Annotated in this window: 16 protein-coding genes and 1 tRNA gene; 9 read left to right on the top strand and 8 right to left on the bottom strand. The window is 40.8% G+C overall.

All coding sequences use genetic code 11. The features are described 5' to 3' along the window. A partial coding sequence (locus tag FMM05_RS13650) for a DUF4365 domain-containing protein (RefSeq protein ID WP_143373950.1) occupies positions 1-824 on the top strand: 824 nt, incomplete at its 5' end. An 86-nt stretch (positions 825-910) separates the two neighbouring features. On the opposite strand, the gene FMM05_RS13645 is transcribed toward FMM05_RS13650, so the two are convergent. Beyond that, a complete protein-coding gene (locus FMM05_RS13645) occupies positions 911-4,207 on the bottom strand; it encodes a S41 family peptidase (RefSeq protein ID WP_221932278.1) in 3,297 nt (1,098 codons plus the stop codon). Positions 4,208-4,395: 188 nt separating this feature from the next. Here FMM05_RS13645 and FMM05_RS13640 point away from each other — a divergent pair, with 188 nt between their 5' ends. Continuing rightward, the gene (locus FMM05_RS13640) at positions 4,396-5,232 is read left to right on the top strand and encodes a GIN domain-containing protein (protein ID WP_143373949.1); all 837 of its coding nucleotides are present in this window, start codon (positions 4,396-4,398) and stop codon (positions 5,230-5,232) included. 78 nt (positions 5,233-5,310) lie between these two features. Here FMM05_RS13640 and trxB read toward each other — a convergent pair whose 3' ends face one another. Further along, on the bottom strand, positions 5,311-6,264 hold the full coding sequence (gene trxB / locus FMM05_RS13635) for a thioredoxin-disulfide reductase (protein ID WP_143373948.1): 954 nt from the start codon (positions 6,262-6,264) through the stop codon (positions 5,311-5,313). A 196-nt stretch (positions 6,265-6,460) separates the two neighbouring features. Here trxB and FMM05_RS13630 point away from each other — a divergent pair. The 3 genes from FMM05_RS13630 (at position 6,461) to FMM05_RS21295 (ending at position 8,420) form a co-directional block, all read left to right on the top strand. Beyond that, positions 6,461-6,535, top strand: a tRNA-Pro gene (locus FMM05_RS13630). Positions 6,536-6,834: 299 nt separating this feature from the next. After that, positions 6,835-8,076, top strand: a complete 1,242-nt coding sequence (locus FMM05_RS13625) for a site-specific integrase (protein ID WP_143373947.1) — start codon at positions 6,835-6,837, stop codon at positions 8,074-8,076. Between the two features lie 221 nt (positions 8,077-8,297). Next, positions 8,298-8,420: a DUF1016 N-terminal domain-containing protein gene (locus FMM05_RS21295; RefSeq protein ID WP_394345152.1), complete on the top strand. Its 123-nt coding sequence runs from the start codon at positions 8,298-8,300 to the stop codon at positions 8,418-8,420. A 508-nt stretch (positions 8,421-8,928) separates the two neighbouring features. On the opposite strand, the gene FMM05_RS13615 is transcribed toward FMM05_RS21295, so the two are convergent. The 3 genes from FMM05_RS13615 to FMM05_RS13605 form a co-directional block, all read right to left on the bottom strand. Continuing rightward, entirely contained in the window at positions 8,929-9,381 is a 453-nt protein-coding gene (locus tag FMM05_RS13615; RefSeq protein WP_143373945.1) for a response regulator, read from the bottom strand. 213 nt (positions 9,382-9,594) lie between these two features. Beyond that, positions 9,595-10,032: a response regulator gene (locus tag FMM05_RS13610; RefSeq protein ID WP_143373944.1), complete on the bottom strand. Its 438-nt coding sequence runs from the start codon at positions 10,030-10,032 to the stop codon at positions 9,595-9,597. 525 nt (positions 10,033-10,557) lie between these two features. After that, positions 10,558-12,066: a PAS domain-containing sensor histidine kinase gene (locus FMM05_RS13605; protein WP_143373943.1), complete on the bottom strand. Its 1,509-nt coding sequence runs from the start codon at positions 12,064-12,066 to the stop codon at positions 10,558-10,560. A 213-nt stretch (positions 12,067-12,279) separates the two neighbouring features. Between FMM05_RS13605 and FMM05_RS13600 the strand changes: the two genes are divergently transcribed. The 4 genes from FMM05_RS13600 to FMM05_RS13585 all read left to right on the top strand — a co-directional run bounded on the left by FMM05_RS13600 (position 12,280) and on the right by FMM05_RS13585 (position 17,431). After that, positions 12,280-12,432, top strand: coding sequence for a DUF2256 domain-containing protein (locus FMM05_RS13600; protein WP_143373942.1), 153 nt, complete (start codon positions 12,280-12,282; stop codon positions 12,430-12,432). Beyond that, positions 12,416-13,960, top strand: coding sequence for a cryptochrome/photolyase family protein (locus FMM05_RS13595; protein ID WP_143373941.1), 1,545 nt, complete (start codon positions 12,416-12,418; stop codon positions 13,958-13,960). The genes FMM05_RS13600 and FMM05_RS13595 overlap by 17 nt, the downstream gene beginning before the upstream one ends. A 157-nt stretch (positions 13,961-14,117) precedes the next feature. After that, positions 14,118-14,564, top strand: a complete 447-nt coding sequence (locus FMM05_RS13590; RefSeq protein WP_143373940.1) for a response regulator — start codon at positions 14,118-14,120, stop codon at positions 14,562-14,564. Between the two features lie 185 nt (positions 14,565-14,749). After that, the gene (locus FMM05_RS13585; protein ID WP_143373939.1) at positions 14,750-17,431 is read left to right on the top strand and encodes a PAS domain-containing sensor histidine kinase; all 2,682 of its coding nucleotides are present in this window, start codon (positions 14,750-14,752) and stop codon (positions 17,429-17,431) included. 250 nt (positions 17,432-17,681) lie between these two features. Here the strand turns inward: FMM05_RS13585 and FMM05_RS13580 are convergent, their stop codons facing one another. From FMM05_RS13580 to FMM05_RS13570, 3 genes are all read right to left on the bottom strand, one after another. Next, complete coding sequence (locus FMM05_RS13580; protein ID WP_143373938.1) at positions 17,682-18,797, bottom strand: aldo/keto reductase; 1,116 nt, start codon at positions 18,795-18,797, stop codon at positions 17,682-17,684. Positions 18,798-18,865: 68 nt separating this feature from the next. Next, entirely contained in the window at positions 18,866-20,788 is a 1,923-nt protein-coding gene (locus tag FMM05_RS13575) for a pyrroloquinoline quinone-dependent dehydrogenase (RefSeq protein WP_143373937.1), read from the bottom strand. A gap of 68 nt (positions 20,789-20,856) precedes the next feature. Continuing rightward, positions 20,857-21,267: a cupin domain-containing protein gene (locus FMM05_RS13570; protein WP_143373936.1), complete on the bottom strand. Its 411-nt coding sequence runs from the start codon at positions 21,265-21,267 to the stop codon at positions 20,857-20,859. Between the last annotated feature and the right edge of the window lie 14 nt (positions 21,268-21,281).

The raw sequence follows: 21,281 nt of genomic DNA, 5'->3' as shown, positions 1-21,281 counted from the left end.
TAACTGAAAAGACTCTCTCTTATTATGTTTCTCAAATACATTATAACTATTGGCTAAATCTTTCTATTCCGATTATACTAATAGCACATTTACCAACAACAGATGAAACCTACTGGATTGAAATAAATGAAAAGATCTTTAAAAAAAATAAAAAAAAATGGAAATTAGAAATTCCATTGAATCAAAAATTTAATTTAAAATCTAAGGAAAGAATCAATCGTATTTTCTCATCTGAAAATGACAAAAATTTCAACATTTTTATCAGCAAAAGCACTGATAATGAATTTGATTTAATTGAAAATATTCAGCTTATAGATGATGCTGGAAAAAGTATCATCAATATTAGCAATCTAATAAACGAACAGACAGCTACTACAAGTAAGCTTACAGAAAAAATAACTATCTATATAAATGAAGGTTTAACAAACAAAGACGCACGTGTAATCGCAGCAGTGAAAAATTTTGGGAATGCATTAAATTTAAGCTCCCGAAGAGTTGAATATGAAATACAAATATTTTCTGAACTTTACTCCGAAGGTATATTCGCATTAGAAAGTTTAATATTACATAATAGGAATAACAATATCAGTATGAAAAGTTTATATAGCGATTTTACCGCTCTATATACTCTACCTCAATTAATAGAAAATGCTTTAAATTCATATACTAATTTAAGAAAAACTGTTGTTAGTATATCTTTTGATAATCCTGTATTCAAAGAAGCTAAAAATCAATATGCACAAGTAATAGATTTATTAATTTTTGAATTTAAAGAAGCTAAAATACTAACGGAAAATTTAATTGAAAACCATTTCAATTATTGACGAGTACATTTAGCTCGTCTCCTATCATGTTAATGTTTAATACTCCATAAATAGTAACGGCCACCTTTTCAGGTGGCCGTTACTATTTATTTTTTCTTTAAAAGCTCTATTACTGCTGCTTCCAGCTGCTGGTCTTCGCCGGCATTTACTTTAGCAGGTTCGTTTTTAACCTTAACATCCGGCTCTAACTGAAAGTTCTCCATCAGCTTACCCTCGTTAACGGTACGCATACCTACCTGCGGCACCCCAAAGATGGTTTTGCCATCTACCATCTTTTCCCACCATACGGCAGTACCGGTACCCGGCACCGGCATACCTATAAGCTTGCCTATGCCCAACGCTTTGTAAGTATATGGAAACATGTGCGCATCGCTATAGTTACCCTCGCTTATTAGTACCGCCGATGGCTTGTGCCATTTAAACTGCGGCTCATTACCCATATTTTTTTGGCCGCGTGGCTCAAAAGACATGTATATTTTTCCGCTCAGGAAAGTAGCAAGGTCGTCATGCAGCCATCCCCCACCGTTAAAGCGGGTATCTACAATAAGGGCCTCGGCATCGTTATACTTGCCCAGTGCTTTCTCGAACACATTCCTAAAGCTTTCAGAGTCCATACCCTCTACGTGCACGTAACCCAGCTTACCGCCCGAAAGGCGCTCTACATCTTTTTCACGTTTTTTAACCCAACGGTCATACGCCAATTTGTTCTCGTTGCCAAGGGTTATAGGCTCTATAACCTCGTTCCAGCGTTTACCGGTCTTGTCATCAAAAAAGCCTACAAGTGTCTTTTTATCGGCTTTACGGTTTAGCAACGCGTAGTAATTTTGCTCCGGGGTAATTTTTACGCCATCTATCGCCTCAATAATAAAGCCTGCCTTAATTTTTTGTTTTGCTTTAAAAAGCGGACTCCTGTCTAACACTTCGGCGATTTTAACACCGTTGCCGGTATAGTTGTTATCAAGATATACACCCAATGATGCCGTAGCATCATTAGCAGGCGAACGCTCCGGGCGGTAGCGGCTGCCGGTGTGCGATGCATTTACCTCGCCCAGCATTTCGCTTAACAAATCTGAAAAATCAACGGAGTTGTTTATGTACGGTAAAAATTTAGCGTACTCCTGTTTGTAATAATCCCAGTCTACACCATGCAGGTCTTCCAGGTAAAATTTCTTTTTAAACTGCCTCCAGGCATGCTCAAACATATAGGCACGTTCGGCAGTTTCGTTAAGGCTCATTTCGGCAGCAAAGTTAATCGGCTCCTTTTTAGCATCCTTAACTGCTATTTTAATCAGCTTGCCGCCTTTATCAATAAGGAATATATTCTCTTCCTTGCTATCCAGTTCTATTTTAGAATCTTCGCTGTTAAGGTTTACAAACAGCTTGGTTTCCTTATCGCGGAATTTTGTCCTCCAAAGGTTGGTACCTTCCTCAAAACGCGTTAGGTAGTAAATGTTCTCGCCATCTTTATCCACCACAAAGTCAGACAACCTTGATGAGTGTATGGTGAGCTTGGCTTTACGGTCCTGAAGGCCTTCAAAATCTATTTTTACAGGCTTAACAGCTTCTTTTTTCTCATCTTTATCTTTATCCTTGCCTTTTTTGTCTTTCTTGTCTTTCTTGTCTTTGCCATCTTTATCATCATCCTTGCCCTTTTTAGCATCGTCCTGCTCTTTCCATAAAGCATATTCGGCTTTGCTCAGCTCAAATTTCTTTTGGGCATTCTCTGTAAGGAAAACAGCATACACATCGCTCTCTGCACCCCAGCTGCCGTGCGAGCGGTAACCATCTTTATCAGACGCCCAGTACACCATTTCGCCCTCCATACCAAACTTAGGGTTCTGGTTGTTGTAACCGCTCTGGCTAAGGTTAATGGGCGCTTTGCCATCATTAACATTAATAAGGCCGATATCGGTATTCCAGCGCTCGTAGGCCATATAGGGCACAAGCAGCCATTTACTATCGGGCGACCATGTAAAATACTGGTCGCCATCCTGGTAAGAGTAATTGTATTTACCGGCAAGCACCGTGCGAACGGCACCGCTGGCAAGGTTTTTTATACGGATGGTAGTACGCTCCTCTATAAAAGCAACCTCTTTACCATCGGGCGAATACTGCGCCTGGAACGACTCTTTACCCGATGTTACAACCGGGCTTTCTTTAAACTGCGTGGCATCAAAAAAGTATTTATCTTCTTTGTTAACCAGGCTGGTTTCATAAATATTCCAGCAGCCGCCACGCTCGCCGCTGTATAAAAGGCTGCGTCCATCCGGGCTAAACTGTATATTACGCTCCTGCTCGGGCGTATTGGTAATCCTTTTTGTAATGCCAAATTCGGTACTTACCACAAAAACTTCGCCGTGTACTATAAAGGCTTCTTCTTTACCGTTTGGCGATATGGCAAAATCGGTAGCATCGCCCCTAAGCGTCTGGATCACTTTTTCGTTGTAACGCTCATCGCTTTGTATATCTACAACAAGTTTTTTAGGCTGGCCGCCATCGGTTTGGGTGTAAATTTCACCATCCCAAGTATAACAAAGCGTTCCGTTATTAGAACGGCTTAAAAAGCGCACCGGATGCTTTGTAAAATTAGTTATCTGCTGCGGGCTGCTTTCTTTATTATTTGCTAACGATGCTTTCCATACGTTAAAGGTACTGTTACGCTCGCTCAGGAAATAATATTCGCTACCGTTGCCGTAAACGGGGTTGCGCTCTTCGGTATTGGTTTCGGTTACGGGGTAATAGGTTTTAGACTGCAGGTCGTACACCCAAATATCGCGGGTAACAGATGACGTTTGGTGCTTACGGAAAGGGTCTTCATATCCTTTCCTGTCATGAAACAGCAATTTTGTACCGTCCGGGCTAAAAACGGCTGCCTCGGCAGGTGTGGCAAGCAGTCGCTTTTCCATACCGCCATTAATACTAACCTCATACAATTCCGGCAGGAAAAACGTAGGCAGCACGGCAGATGCCACATCATCTAACCTTGATGACGTATAAATTACCTTATCATTGGTGTTGTTAAAATCAGAAGGCACATCATCGGCAGAATAATAGGTAAGCCTTTTTGATACTCCCCCAGCGGCGGGGATAACAAAAACATCTTTATTACCGTAGCGTGTAGACGAAAACGCAATTTGTTTACCATCGCCACTCCATACCGGGTCGGCATCATAAGCTTCGTGTATGGTAAGCCTTACTGCCTGGCCGCCGTTTACTGGTATTGTAAAAATATCTCCTTGATACGAAAAGGCAATAGCCGACCCATCGGGCGATATTGCGGCATTCCGTAGCCATTTGGGGTTAGATGCATCGGGTGTTTTTACAGTTTGGGCACTCATGGTACCACCTGCCAAAAGCAATAGTAAACAGGTAAATCTTTTCATATAAAAAATCTATTTTGCACAACAAATATACACATTGTTGCAATATGGTTCTTACATGACTAACTTATTAAAAAAATGTTACATAAAAATCACAATTAGCTGATGCTTAGCGAATTTGAAAACATCAAAATTGTAAGCCGTGCCCACGATTTTTTATATATTTGCTTTTACCAATAAATTCACAAATTATGAAGAAAAGCTGCCTGGTGCTGCTTGTACTGTTATGTACGGCGGTAACCTTTGCCCAAAAACGGGAAAAAATAAAAGGTTCTAAAAATGTTACGGTTAGCACCAAAGAGGTTCAAACTTTTGACAGCCTTGAACTGGAAGATAATATGGAGGTGTACCTTACTAAAGGCAGTACCCAATCTTTAGAAATTGAGGCCGATGACAACCTGCACGAGAGCATTCAGGCCGATATTCATGGTACAACTTTAAGGCTGTATACCAACAAAGAAATTACAGGCGCGAAAAAAATAACGGTGCGTGTTACTTATACTGGAGAACTAAAATCGATCATTGCGAAACACCAGGTGATGCTGTATGCCCTTACCGAGCTGGAGTTAGAGAACATTGCTATTAAAAATGTTGATTTCAGCAAATCGTTTCTTAATGTAAAAGCGGGCACTTTTAGCATCAGCCTTAATGACAAGACTACGGCCGAAATTAATGTTAAGGCCGAAAGCGCTACGGTTGAACTTAGCAAAAACGCCGACCTGAAAGCGCTTATTGCCACACAGAATCTTAAAATGGATATGTACCAAAAAACTACCGCTGCCATAGAGGGCGACGCTGCTGCTATGCAATTGCGCGTTGATAACACGGCTTCCTTTACCGGTAAAAAATTAACCGTTAAAAATGCAACCGTTGTTGCCGAAGGTTTTGCAAAATCAAGCATTTTAGTTACCGAAACCTTAGACCTTGAAGCATCGGGTAAAACTGAAATTGAATTGTTTGGCGCACCTACCGCTGTTTCTATGAAGAAATTTGCCGATAGCGCCGCGATTTATAAGAAGGAATTATAGAATAGACAGTTTAAAACAAAGAAAGCAGCTTAATAGCTGCTTTCTTTGTTTTAATATATAAATAAGCTTACGCAATTATTAATGACTTTCTAACTCACCAAGGTAACGTTCTGCATCAAGCGCGGCCATACAGCCTGTACCTGCGGCGGTAATTGCCTGGCGGTAAATATTATCCTGAACGTCTCCGGCTGCAAATACACCCGGCAGGTTAGTATTGGTAGATCCCGGTTCTGTAATAAGATAGCCTGTTTCATCCATTGTTAACTGGCCTTTAAAAATATCGGTGTTAGGTTTGTGGCCTATTGCAATAAACAAGCCTGTAATGTCAATCACCTGCTTTTCGCCGGTTTCGTTGTTTACTACCCTAAGGCCTTCTACAACCTGGTCGCCTATAACCTCATCAACCTCAGTATTATAAAGCACGGTAAGGTTCGGCGTATTTTGTACGCGGTGCTGCATTGCTTTACTGGCACGCATTACATCTTTACGAACCAGCATGGTTACGTTTTTACAAATGTTAGCCAGGTAAGTAGCCTCTTCGGCAGCCGTATCTCCCGCACCCACAATGGCTACATCCTGATTGCGGTAAAAGAAACCATCGCACACCGCACAAGCCGAAACACCACCGCCCCTTAAGCGTTGCTCACTTGGCAGGCCAAGGTATTTTGCAGTAGCACCGGTAGATATAATTATTGTGTGGGCAAGCACTTGCTTGTTACTATCAATAGTAACTTTATGCCAGCCACCTTCTTCTTTACTAAATTCAACAGCAGTAGCCATGCCTATGCGCACCTGTGTACCAAAGCGTTCTGCCTGTTGCTGTAATTGTACCATCATAGTTGGCCCATCAATACCTTCAGGGTATCCGGGAAAGTTATCAACCTCTGTAGTGGTAGTTAGCTGTCCGCCCGGTTCCATACCGGTATATAATACAGGGTTCATATCTGCCCTCGCGGCATAAATAGCTGCCGTATATCCTGCAGGCCCCGAACCTATTATCAAACACTTGATTTTTTCTATCGTATCAGACATAATCTTTATCTTAATGTGAAATTTTGATGATGCAAATGTATGTTTTTATACAAGAAATAACTAACCAAAAATCTCAGTTTTACCTATGCCTAAATAAAAATAGCTTATAGTGTTTTGGTATATTAAATTTAATACTATATTTGCACCCACAATTACAGCACATAGTTTTACTGCTACTGTAATTGAGAAGACCATTCGGGGTGTAGCGTAGCCCGGTCATCGCGCCTGGTTTGGGACCAGGAGGTCGCAGGTTCGAATCCTGCCACCCCGACAAAATAGAGGTCAAAACACCTCAAAACCCGTAAATTGTAAGTATTTACGGGTTTTTTTGTGCCTTTTTGGTAACGAAATACCCCAAAACAATCAATATAAATGTGAGCAATTCGGTGAGTAAAAATGGGTATCCCAAAAACTACTCACAAAAAGTATTTTAAGTTGCTGAATGTAAATATTTTACACCTGTTTCTTTAACACTTTTTCATTGCCAAATGCAGCCTCAAAACGCCACCTTTTTGAAGCAGTTTAATTGAGTCGGTACTTAATGTTCAATTTAACTTAAATGCATTTGGTATGAAAAACACAAACACCTTTGGAATCCAATTTATTATCAGAATTTTCAAACAAGGAAAAAGCAAGCAGGCTACTGTTTACGCCCGTCTTACTGTAAATGGCCGTAGGACCGAAATTTCCCTAAAACAAAAAGTTGACCCCAACACGTGGGACGATGCTAAAGGTCGCGCTAAAGGAAAGGGCGAAGAATGTATAAAGCTGAACAACCATTTGGAACGCATACGCAGCCTCATTGCCGATGGCTATAACGACCTTGTACAGCAGCGAAAGCCTGTAACGGTCGATACTGTTAAGGCTCTCTTCCTTGGTTGTGACGAGGAAATAATGACATTAGTAAAACTAATGGACTATCATAACGAGCAGTCGTTACATAGGCTTGCACCGGGAACCATGAAGAACTACAGCACCACGCAACGGTACATTATCAAATTCATCCGCGAGAAATACTACAGGAATGATATGGTACTCTCAGAACTTAAATATAAGTTCCTACTAGATTTTGAGACTTACCTGAATAACTATACTCCCAAAGACCATCAAAAGCCATTAAATAATAACGGGATCATGAAGCATATTGAAAGGCTTCGTAAAATGATAAACATGGCCGTGCTGCTTGATTGGCTTCCCAAAGATCCTTTCGCCAACTTCAAAAAACATTATGAGAAGGTAGAACGCTATTGCTTAAATGCTGCTGAACTTAACACACTAGCACAAAAGGAATTTAAAATAGACCGTTTAAAAAACGTCCGTGATATGTTCCTTTTTAGTTGCTATACCGGGCTTGCCTATATTGACCTTGCGAAACTTAGAACTGAAAATATCGTAACCGGCGTTGATGGGGAGCTTTGGATATATACCAACCGTGCAAAGACCGATACGAATGTACGTGTACCGATACTGCCACAGGCAAGGGAGTTAATGGAAATGTACGTCGATGACCCGCGGGCACAAAACGATGGTACAGTCTTTCCGGTGATCTCCAACCAGCGTATGAATGGTTACCTGAAAGAGATCGCTGACCTTTGTGGGATAACCAAGACACTTACCTTTCATATCGCCAGGCATACCTTTGCTACCACGGTAACGCTGAGCAATGGTGTACCTATTGAAAGCGTATCAAAAATGTTGGGACATACCAGTATTCGTACAACACAAATTTATGCTAAGGTTGTGGAGGCAAAACTTAGCGAAGATATGGGGAAGTTAAGAGACCGCTTATCCACGAACAGGACTAACAAATAATACTTTCTTATTCATATTAGTTAGCCCTGAAAAATATAATTTCAAATGTATTGGTGCAAAGAATCTCAGGTTTCCTTAATGATGCAAGCTCACAATTGTCCAATAGGTCAATCACATAGTGGTTCTGAACTACTTCGTAATTGGGCGCATGATTGTCTGGGAAGAGAAGAGGGGAAATGTCTGGGCGGATAATGAAACGCAGCTATTAAAAAACACTTTCCATAATGCTTACAATTGATTTTGGCAAAGGCTTCTCAAAACGAAACCTGGAACAGATGTGTCAGTTTTACTTGGTATATTTAAAAGCGCAGACACTGTCTGCGCTTTTAAAAATCATCAAATAGCTATAGCAAAATTTTAATTAGGCGGATTGGACTTTGTTAAACTACTACGGATGTAATGTAGTAAGTAATTGAAATTTATGAGATAGAAGCTGCTAAAATAATTTGAGTTTAAACGAATCAAACAAGCGATATCATGCGATGCTAGTTCTCCTAACTAACAAGGGATGACTTGCGTGGAAAAGTCCACCAAATTAATGGTCATCGGTTCAAATCAATTCCCTACTAATATTTCCTCTACCGTGGCGGAACAGCACGATTTGCTGTATGCTTTTTCAAATCGTACAGGTATGCATCATACAACCATCTATTGTTGATGACTTAAAGGTTTGTATAGAATCTATTATGCTGCTGGCAAAGATGTGTGTCTCCAAATTATCTTATATAATTGATCTAGTCAGGAATTTTAGTATTTTAATTTTATTAAAGTAGATGAGGAATACAAATTGTTAATATGGCAATTGATCGTATTAGATTATATATATCTGTATAAGTTCATTTTAGAGAGATATTACAGGGAAACCATGAAGGTGTGAATGTTCAGGTTTAAGTACTGGTACTGCCATTGTAACTTGATTACTTTTTTTAGTGTTTCTCTGAGGTGGTAATAATCACGCGGTTTTGTGATATAAATGTTGGCCCCATCAGTAAAGGTTTCATGCTTATCCTGGTCAGTACTACTGGTAGCATAAATGGCAATAGGCACTGGAGCGAACTTATCAATGGCCCGGATTGTTTTAAGGAAGGCTTTGCCATCTACACTGGGCAAGTTCAAATTCAGTAATAGGATATCAGGTATAACGGCTTCCGGCGTAGTTAAATAGATTAATGCCTCATGGCAACACTGAAAACGCCGATAGTTATGCTCCGCATTTAATTCCTGCAAAGCCTCTTCAAAAAACATCCTGTCTTCGAGGTCATCATCTATGAGTACAATACCGATATTTTTTGCAGATAGTTTCATAAACTTAAGAATATACCGTTACATTTTCGATAGAGGCAATTGTTGTAACAGAATGACCCGGAAGTGCCGTTGTACCTACCGTGCACACAACGATCAACAAATTCAATTTTTCTTATTCTATTAAAAGATTGCATAGGTTACTAAATTCCAGACAAATGGACTTATAAAAACTTTAGAGGACACTGTTATAATTTGGCAATGTAACTTATCCAATTACAATACATATTCCTTTAATACTTCAGACATTTGCCATTCACTCCAATTGTACGATAAAAGCCGACTGATCTTATCCTTGAGAACATTGAAATCGGCAGGTTTTACAACGTAAAAATTAGCACCGTAATCTTTTGCCAAACGTATCATTTCTTCGTTATTGCTTGTGGAATAAATAATTACGGGGGCAGCCTTATCCAGATTATTTTCTTTAATTGCCTTTAATGCTTCAAGCCCATTCATGACGGGCATATTGATATCTATAAAGATAATATCAGGGGGTTCACCGTCGGTTTTAAGCGTTTTAACAAGCTCCTTGCCGTTTGCAGCAACTGTGAGGGAGCAATGAGGCGCAATGGTTTTTAAAGCCTCCTTGAAAAATTCAACGTCGTCTATATCGTCATCAGCGAGATATACATTCTTTAGCTGTAGCAGCATAAGCTTTATTTTTAAAGACTGACAAAAAGTTAGTTTTAAAAGATAAGCTTGCTACACTTGGCTTGTAAAATTTTGCTCCCGGAAAATCGAGTTGATAAAGTAAAGATAATAATTATTTTATGAATTGATTTTTAAAGTATTATACCTTTTAAAAAAAGATGCCTAAAGCTGCTGGCTGTGGTTAGCAAGCAGATGACAGATATGATCTGGATTTGCATTTAAGAGATTTATGATGGGTATAAACAATGTATATTTTTTCATTAGAAAGGCCTGCTTAAGACCTGCAGCGCGGAGCAAATTTTAACTTGCAGCCTGTTGTCAGCTTAGCCCTTATTATAACGAATCTTATTTTTACTGTGTAAACTTTCAAATTAATATATTACAGGCTTTGGATCTCATTATAGTGGTCTATGCAAGTACAGAAATGAGAATTATTTTTGCAAATAAAAGTTTGCGCGAAACATATGGCAAAGGAGAGAATTTTTATTTTCTGCACTACATTTATATTTTAAGCTGTTGAAATGCTTATTTCGACTTTTTACCGGGTTGTCTGATCGGAAGAACAATTTTAAATTCTGTTCCCACATCAACCACCCCATTTGCCTCAATTGAGCCATGATGCCGCTCCACAATCTTTTTACAAAGTGATAAGCCTAACCCCGTACCTTCATATTTGTCCTTCGAGTGAAGCCGCTCAAAAGCATTAAACACCTGTTGGGAATATTTATCATCAATACCGATACCATTATCATTGACAAGGATTTGTAATTTTCCATTGTCTTCATTGCACCTGATTTTTATTTCGGGCGTAATCGTTTCCTTTGAAAATTTTAAAGAATTGTTGATCAGGTTGTAAAATAGCTGGTGCATCAGTATTGGCGAACCTTCAATGTGAGGCATGCGTTCAACATCTATCAAAGCATTTTTTTCCATAATAACAAGTTCTAGGTCACCGTTAATATTTTCAATTACCTGGTTGAGGTCTACATCTTCTACAGGATTTCCTGATGCATTCAGGGAAGAATAACTTAATATTCCGTCAATCATCATGAATATCCGGTCTGAAGCATGTTGCACTTTATCTAAATATCGCTTACTTTTTTCCTGTAACACAGGTTGCAGCTCTGACTTTAAAAGGTTGTTAAACATTTTAATCTTCCTGACTGGCTCTTTCAGGTCGTGGCTGACTACATGGGCGAATTGCAGTAAATCCTCATTGGATCGTTTCAGTTCCCTGGTTCTTTTTTTAACAAGTTTCCGCAATCTTTCTGCAAATAAGCGTTGCTCCGTGACATCCTGTACTATGCCAATGACATCGGGGATCACTGCTTCCGATTGATCAAACAGCGTGCCTTTAATGCGCAACCACTTTGTATCACCGCTACTGTGGGTAATGCGCACCTCATAGTTCAGCTGTCCTGTAATTGCCGCATTCTTGTAAGCTTCTTCGCGAATTTGCACATCCTCGGGATATATCAGCTGCGTGAGATTTTCGCGGGTACAGTTCTCATGTCCTATGCCCCACATTTCGTAAAATCGTTCTGAAGCATGAATCACGTTACCCACGGTTTCAAAAGTACCAAGTTCAGCGGACTGAACGGCAAGGCGTAGGCGTTCTTCCGCCTCAATTGTTTGCTCCCTTGATAGCTGTAAGTCTGTAACGTCTGCGGCAGTATTCATAACGGCGAAAAGTGTACCGTTATCATCATAAACCGGCGTAAAATTATAATTAAAATAATGGCGTTTCAGTACGCCGGATATTACAATGTCTACCCTTGCATTTACTGCTTTATAGGGAACACCTGTAGCAATTACATTACGAAGTTGTCCAAAAATTTCCTGGTTTTCCAGCTCAGGCAGTATTTCAGTATATTGTTTACCAATGATGTCATTCCCTTTGCCAAATGTTTGGCGCATGGATTCATTGGCTAAGATAATTTTCAGGTTGTGACCGGCGTAAACGCCAATTGGGAACGGGGCGATTTCAACTACATTTCGTAATATAGCCTCGGTTATCGTGGTATTAATTTCCATACAGGTACTATTGAGGTCTTTGCAAAAATATTCTTATTACGCGGTAAAAAATTTTAATGCAACGTTAAAAAAATTGCTATTAACAAATTTTTATAACATGTTTAAGAGCTGACATACAGTGCTTCGGGTTTTAATACTATAATTTTGTACCATTAAATATTTGTCAAATAATGTACGACTGTAGCCTGATATGCTACGTGACTAATTGCAGCCATGAAAAACGTAAAAAAGCAGGACCTTCCCGAAAAATTATGCCCGGTCTGCCAGCGCCCTTTTAACTGGAGAAAGAAGTGGGAACGCAATTGGGATAAGGTTGTCTATTGCAGTAAGAAATGCAGCGGAGCTAAAAATGGAGGAAAAATATAAAACACTTCGCCTGGTCCTGGGAGATCAGCTAAACTTACAACATACATGGTTCTCAGGGAAGGATTCGTCGGTGCTTTATGCGCTAATGGAGGTGAAAACGGAAACGGATTACGTATGGCATCACATACAGAAGGTGTGCGCCATATTTGCCGCAATGGAAGAGTTTGCGAATGCACTACGAAAGTTGGGACATGAGGTGTGCTATATCAAATTGGATGACCTGCATAACAAACAAAGCTTCCAGGAAAACTGTGACGCGCTAATAGACACATATCAAGTTGAAGAATTTCAATACCAAATGCCGGACGAGTATAGGCTCGACCAGGCTCTTAAGGTTTATTGCGCAAACCTCACTATAAATAATTCTTTAGTTGATACGGAACATTTTTTTACGCACCGCAATGAAGTAGCCGAGTTTTTTTTAGGCAAAAAATCGTTGCTTATGGAAAATTTTTACCGCCACATGCGAAAGCGCCATTCTATATTAATGCTCGGGACTGAGCCCGTTGGTGGGCAATGGAACTTTGACCAGGAAAACAGAAAAAAGCTGCCAAAAAACCATAAGCCATTTCCCCCATTATTGCTGCATAACGATGTAACGGTGCAACATAGGAGAATTACCGCAACAGGGGTAAAAGTAATCGGCACAATTCAGGCGAATGATTTCCAATGGCCTGTAAATAGGCAGCAGTCCAAAGAACTGCTGGATCATTTTATTACGTATTGCCTGCCACTGTTTGGTACTTTTCAGGATGCTATGCACACTGATGAATGGTATCTGTACCATTCGAGGCTGTCCTTCTCATTAAATACTAAAATGCTTTCTCCCATGGAGGTTATTGATGCTGCTACGGAGGCATGGCATAAAAATAGAATAACAATTGATATCAACCAGGTGGAAGGATTTGTGCGTCAGATTCTTGGTTGGAGGGAATATATGCGTGGTATCTACTGGATGAATATGCCGGATTTCGAAACGATGAACTTCTTTGGACACGAAAGGACATTACCGCAATGGTATTGGAGCGGCCAAACAAAGATGAATTGCCTGAGAAGTACCATCGGCCAATCGTTGCAAAGTGCGTATGCCCACCATATTCAGCGGCTTATGATAACGGGGAATTTCGCATTACTGGCAGGAATTGCACCCGAGCAGGTAGACTTTTGGTACCTGGGGATTTATATTGATGCAATCCAATGGGTAGAAATAACCAACACACGTGGTATGAGCCAATATGCCGATGGTGGTATTATCGGGTCAAAACCCTATACGGCAAGTGCTAACTACATCCATAAGATGAGTAACTATTGCGACGGCTGCCGCTATGACCACACGGAACGGGCAACCGAAAACGCGTGCCCTTTTAACAGCCTTTATTGGGATTTTCATGATCGCCATCAACTTAAACTACGGGAACACCCGAGGCTAAAGATGGTATATGCCCTTTGGGATAAGATGGAACTCAATGAAAAGGAAGCGATATTAAATCGTGCTGCTCATGTACTTAAAAATATTGACAATTTATAATAATGCCGATCTTTAGCTTTAAATGGTAATCGCTATTTTCATCGATCGTACATTACTGGCAACAATGTTCCGTTTAATATTACTATTTTGCGTTTTTAAAAGATAATAAATTTAATTAAAGTGCTTGTAACTTTACACCCTAAATAATTCAAGTTTGATGATGAAACGAATGTACAACCATGTACTTCTGGCTGATGATGATTATGATGATTGCGAATTTTTCGAGGAAGCCTTTACAGCTGCTTTTCCCGAGGTTAAATTGTCAATATCGAGTGATGGAGGAAAACTGATGGAATATCTTAATAGCCCGCCGGTACCTGCGGCAGATGTTATTTTTCTGGATTTAAATATGCCGGTTAAAACCGGGCCGGAATGCCTGCTTGAAATTCGTGCAGATGAGAAGCTTAAAAAAAATGTTGTAGTGGTTTTTACTACTAGTAACAATCCTGCTGATATCGAAAAAATGTATAATTTAGGTGCTAACTATTTTGTTACAAAGCCTACAGACTATGAGCAATTAAAAAAGCTGATTGTCACAGCCATCGATCGTGTATGCCTCAGCGGTAATAACCGGCCTGAATTTAAGGATTTTTATATTGGTTAACCTGCTTTCGTTATACTTTCAGTTATTATTAATTCACGAGTACATCTTTAAATTCGGCACTAATTCATAGCATTTCCCAATCTGTGGTGGCTTGTAAGTATTTCGGCATCATATTTCTGTAATCAGGGTTTGACACAAATAAAAATATTTTGCATCTTTGAACTACCCATTTCTAATATTTTCCAATGTCTTCCACCCCTCAAGAATTTTTACTTTTAAATGCTATGCCCCAAATGGTTTGGACTAACCTCCCGGATGGCAAAGTTTCACTATACAACAAAAAGTGGGAAGAATACACAGGTTTAAAAATGGCAACGGGTGTGGAATGGATAACTCCGGAGACTGTACATCCTGAAGATTTACAAAACTTGGTTAAGAAATTCCAACATGCGTTAAAAGAAAATATACCCTTTGAAGCAGAAGCGCGCTACAAACGGGCAGATGGCCAGTATCGCTGGCACCTCAACAGGTCCTGCCCCCTAACAAATGATGAGGGGAAAATTTACTCGTGGATTGGTACTGCTACAGATATTAAAGACCAAAAAAATGCCGAGCAGGGATTGGTAAAAAAAACACTGGAGGAGACTAATACACACTTGGATTTGTTGAGGAACACAGTACCTGCTATGATATTCTACCTTGATAAGGAACAACGGTATAAGTCTTACAATAATGCTTTTATGGAGTGGTTTGAGGTAGACGCCACAACAGCCCTTGGAATAACGGTACGTGAATTTTTGGGCGAGGCACATTATGTAAAAGCATTCCCATATCTGGAAAAAGCATATAATGGCGAACAGCAAATTTATGAGGTTTTTGCCCCTACACGGATGCGTGGGGGTAAATGGCTGAATGTAGTATATACCCCCCATATAGATAATCAGGGAAATATAATAGGCGTTATTGTACATTCAACGGATGTAACACAAAGTAAGCAAACAGAAATTTCCCTGCGTGAAAGTGAGGCGCGTTTTCGTGCACTTGTAGAAGAAGCCCCCGTTGCCACCTGTCTGTTTACCGGTAAGGAAATGACAATAGAAATTGCTAATGATATGATGCTTGGGGTCTGGGGTAAAGACGCTTCAGTTATAGGCCGGAAGTTAGAAGATGCAGTTCCAGAATTGAAAGGGCAGCCATTTTTGGATATTTTAGACCAGGTATACACCACGGGAATTGCATACACTAAGACAGCGGCAGCGGCAGACCTTGAGGTGGATGGCGTATTGTCTACTTACTATTTTAATTTCACTTATAAGCCCCTATTCGACCAGAATGGGGAAGTATATGGAATTATGGATATGGCAGTAGATGTTACTGAACAGGTAATCGTACGAAAAAAGATAGAAGAAAGTGAGCGGAAGCTTAGAACTCTTATACAGTCTGCACCCCCTGCAATAGGAATGTTTGTAGGGAAAGATTTAATTATTGAATCCCCAAACCAAATGTTCAAGGACACTATTGGCCGTGGCAATGAAATTGAAGGAAAATCATTAAGGACCTTAATGCCTGAACTGGAACAGCAGCCATTTTTAGGCTTGCTGGATGATGTTTTTACAACAGGCAAAATGTTCCAGGTGGACGGAGCAAAGCTTCAGGTTTTAAAGGATGATAAGCTGGAAGAAAAATATTTTAATGTTACGTTTTCTCCCCTATTTGATGAATCGGGAAATGTATATGCTATAATTGATGTAAGTGTAGATGTAACCGATGCTGTACTGGCCAAAAAAAATATTGAGGAAAAAGAAAAGGAACTGCGCGAAGTTATTACTGCCGCACCTGTAGGTATATGTGTTGTAAGTAGCTTGCATCTAAACATAGAAGAAGTCAACGACCGGTTTCTGACTATTATCGGTGCGGAGAGAATTGAACAAAGTAAAATTATTAGCGTATTTAGATCAGAATTAGAAAGCGTTTTTGGGTCAGGGACGAAACACACTGCCGAAGAACGTGAAATGATAATTCTCCGCAATGATTTAAAAGAAAGTATGTATGTAACTTTTGAATTTATCCCTTTCTTAAATGAAAATGAAACCGTAATTAAAGTCATGGTTGTAGCTATCGAGATGACACAACAAGTTCAGATGCGCAAAGAGATTGAAAAAGCTGTGGCAGAAAGGACAAAAGAACTGGATACTCTTAACATTAACCTGCAAAGGTCTAATTACGAACTGGAACAGTTTGCTTACATCGCTTCACACGATTTGCAGGAACCTGTGCGTAAAATCAATACTTTCTTAGGAATGCTTGAGAACAGTTTAGAAAATATTAATGATAAATCTATAAATTACCTAGAAAAAATTAAAAACTCTACACAAAGGATGGAGGCTCTGATACGAGATGTCCTGGCATTTTCAACGTTATCTCCAAATTCAATACTACTGTCAAATGTAAATCTGCAGGATATATTGAATGAAGTAAGTAGTCAAAATGAGGTGTTGATCAGTAATAAACATGCGGTGGTTGAGTACTCTAACTTACCGATAATTAAAGCCATACCATCGCAAATGTTACAGCTTCTTAATAACTTAATGTCCAATGCATTAAAATATTCCAAAGATGGGGTTTCTCCGGAAATAAGAGTTGGCGCTACTAAGTTAAATGACAAGGAAATCAAAAATCTCCCACAGCTTTCGCCTCAAAAAAAATATCTTAAAATAGAGTTTACAGATAACGGCATAGGTTTCGATGAGCAACATGCGGATCGTATTTTCAAAATATTCCAGCGCCTGCACGGTAAAAATGAGTTTGAAGGAACCGGAATAGGATTGGCTATCTGCCAAAAAATAGTACATAATCATGGAGGTGAAATCATTGCCAGGCCTAGGCCTGAAGGTGGAGCCATTTTTACGATTATTTTACCAGATTAGCTTCCCTTGTTGTAGAGCGTTTAAATTCAGCACTTTATTTGGTATCTTTCAATAGCAGATGGATTAAATACAAGTCGTGCTTATTAATAATTATAACTGAACTATAGCTCTTAATTAGTCAAAGTCTGAAACATATTACCCTTTAACACTACCATGAAATAACGGCAAAAACCTACTGAAAACAGTAGGTTTCTGATTGTTTACGTTTTGTCGAAAAACTTTTGTAGGTCATTTGATACAGGCGCTTTATTTAAACAGAACCACGAGCCCCAAAAATTTTAATTTTGGCAAGCGCTGTATCAAGGGTCTTTAAATCTTCCTTTGTAAAATTAAGGTCAGCAGCCCCAAGGTTTTCCAGGAGGTGCGCTGATTTTGTTGTTCCCGGTATAGGGACAATCCATGGTTTTTGCGCCAGCATGTGCGCCAATGCCACCTGAGCAGAGGTAAGCCCACGCTCGTGGCCAAATGCATTAAGTACATCGATGATTACCATGTTCTTCTTCATCGCTTCAGGCGTGTAACGCGGCAATGTAGGGCGGTTATCATTTTCCTCAAAAAATTTCGTAGTGTCATTCATCAGTCCGCCCAGGTAGCCCCTGCTAATTGGGCTGTACGGCACAAACCCTATTCCCAGCTCTTCTAGTGTCGGGAAAATATCGACTTCAGGTTGACGCCACATTAGATGGTATTCGCTTTGTATGGCAGTCAGGGGATGTACTTTGTGGGCACGGCGGATTGTCTGTGCATCAACCTCACAAAGGCCGTAGTGTTTCACTTTACCTTCCTTGATAAGGTCTTTTAAGGTTCCGGCTACATCTTCTACCGGTACATTAGGGTCAACGCGGTGTTGGTAGAACAAATCGATCCTGTCGGTTTTCAGTCGTTTTAGCGATTGTTCTGCTACTGCACGTATGTGCTCGGGGCGGCTGTCACGACCAACCGATTTTGCGTTCTCAATTTTGAATCCGTATTTCGTAGCAATAACAATATCCTTACGGAACGGATTTAATGCTTCACCCACAAGTTCTTCATTGATGTGCTGTCCAAAACGGTATACTTCCGCAGTGTCAAAAAGAGTAACACCCTGTTCATAAGCTTTTCGTATAAGTGCTATCATCGCATTCCTGTCAGGAAGGCGGCCACGGTTATGGCTCATTCCCATACAGCCAAGGCCAAGGGAAGAAACTTCAAGCTTATTTTCCCCGCTTCCCAATATCCTTGTTTTGTCTAATTTTGATGGTGCCATATCACTATCTTTTTTTTCTTCTATATTTTCTGAACTGGCAAATCCTATCCCCGGTGCTGCGACTAAGGCAGCAGTCAGGGTTGCTCCGCTTATCAGGAACTTACGTCTGTCTGTTTTCATAGTAGAATTGTTTTAGATTAATAAATAATTTTATGTGTGTTGGTCTGTAAATATTGGAACTGTATTGCCTAATTTGGCAGGGAAAATGCCATTATAGAACCTGATGGCTGTTCTTTTGCACCAGCGACAGAAATGACTACATATTGTTTTCCCTGTGCCATGTAGGTAGATGCGGTCGCATTAGCCAGTGCCGGAAGTGTTGTTTCCCAAAGTAATTTACCTGTAGTTTTATCCAGCGCCCTTAGCTTTTTATCATCGGTACCACTTATAAAAATGATGCCGCCTGCTGTAACAATCGGTCCACCTTTGCTTTCCTGACCCGTCTCCGGAGCACCTTGCTGCTGGCGGGATTCGTCATTTCCAAGAGGAAGCTGCCATGCATAATCACCTGTAGCCATGTCGATAGCGCTCAACGTACCCCAAGGCGGTGTAATAGCTGGATTACCGCTCGGGTCTTTCCATGTCTTATAGCCCGTTGCATTGATAAACTGGTTTGCTTTGGCCCCCCTTCGGTTAACTGCAAACTGGTTGTCTGCATTTTCCTGTACCACGGGAATTGATTCTGTATCGGAACCTTTTTCCATGGTTATCAGGTCGGGTGCCTCCGTCGACTTAATATAGAACAAATTGGTAACCGGGTCGAAGGCAGCGCCGCCCCATTCAGCGCCACCTCGTGTCCCCGGGATTTCTATAGTCCCTTTCATGTCCGGTGGTGTAAACAGGCCTTCATATCGCATCGACCTAAATTGTTTCACCAATGCATCGTGGTCTTTTTTTGAGTAGTTGCTCAGGTCTGCTTCGGTGATAAGCTGGCGTGCGAATGGTTTTGGTTTTACGGGAAAAGGCTGGGTAGGCGATGCGAGTTCACCCGGCATCGTAGACGCAGGTACTTTACGTTCTTCAACAGGGAATAGCGGGACACCTGTTTCGCGGTTGAACACAAACACAAAGCCCTGTTTTGTGATCTGGGCAACCGCATCCGTTTTCTTTCCATCTTTTGTGATGGTGATCAAAGCGGGCGGCGCGGGCAGGTCATAATCCCAAAGGTCGTGGTGCACCGTCTGGAAATGCCAGATGTGCTTTCCGGTACTTGCATCCAATGCAACCACACAATTAGCATAAAGATTATCTCCTTTACGCTCCGCTCCCCAAAAATCATACGATGAGGAGCCAAGGGCTAAAAATACCATACCACTTTTGCTGTCTACACTCAAACCGGCCCAATCATTTACACCGCCCACTGTTTTATAAGCGTCCTTTGGCCAGGTTTCATAACCGGGCTCACCCGGATAGGGTATAGTATGGAACGTCCATACTAATTTACCGGTACGGCAGTCATACGCCCTGATAAATCCGGGCTGTGAGCCATAGGTATCCGGCACACGGCAGCCAAGGATGATCAGGTCTTTATAAATTCCACCGGGAGAGGTTAGCGACACATAGAACTCTTTGAGGTTGTGGTCACGCAGGCCCACTTTCAGGTCAACCTTACCGCCACTGCCAAAACCCAGGATAAGTTTACCTGTCTTAGCATCCAAAGCGATCAGGTGGTTATTGGCAGACATCAGTATCCTCTTATCATTGCCATTTTCCCAGTAGGTTAGGCCCCTGTTTACTTCAGTTCCATTTTTGCCATCCAGTGGGTCGAACGACCATAGCTGTTTTCCGGTAGCTGCATTTACCGCGTAAGCATTTTGATTTGCAGAGCTTGCATACATGATGCCATCAACAATGATGGGGTTACATTCGCTTTTGCCCGGCTGTGCACCAGGCTTCTTATCCAGGAGTGTTAAAGTCCAGGCCGGTTGAAGCTGGCTGACATTCTTCGGTGTAATCTGGGATAAAGGTGAGTAGTTTGTACTGCCCTTATCTCCTTTATAGACCGACCAACTGCGCGCGTCATCCGATTGCGCGTAGCTACTTTGGCATACAACAATGGCAAGCAACAATAGCAGGCCGATATTGCCCTGATAGGTTTTTAAATTTTTCATTGGCGTTCTTTAAGTTAGATCGGGTTTTAAAGCGTTGCAATATCAATCACAGGGCACTATTTTTTCAATTATTCAAAACTGTGGTACTGCTCGTCCGTAACCGGTTCCAGCCAGTCTACAATGCCTTTTTCGGTATTAATACTTACGGCATAGTGCGTAAACCTACTCTCTGGAGAGGCACCATGCCAGTGTTTAATGCCCGGCAGTACATTAACAATATCGCCAACTTTAATCTCACGGATGGATGAACCTTCTTCCTGGTAGTAGCCTATACCTTCTGTTACAATAAGTATTTGATTGCTGGGGTGTGTATGCCAATTGTTTCTGCAACCCGGCTCAAAAATCACTTCGCCAATGGCGCAGTTGGTAATTTCATCCGGTGTAACCCTCATTTGTAACCAGGCTGTACCTGTAAAATATTGTGCCGCAACCGGGCCGAATCCCTGAGGGGGTGTGCTACTTTGTTCTGTATTTTCCATATTTTCTATTTGTT

Source organism: Flavobacterium zepuense (assembly GCF_007097145.1).
GTDB classification, from domain to species: domain Bacteria; phylum Bacteroidota; class Bacteroidia; order Flavobacteriales; family Flavobacteriaceae; genus Flavobacterium; species Flavobacterium zepuense.
This window is presented reverse-complemented; position numbering and strand designations above follow the sequence as displayed.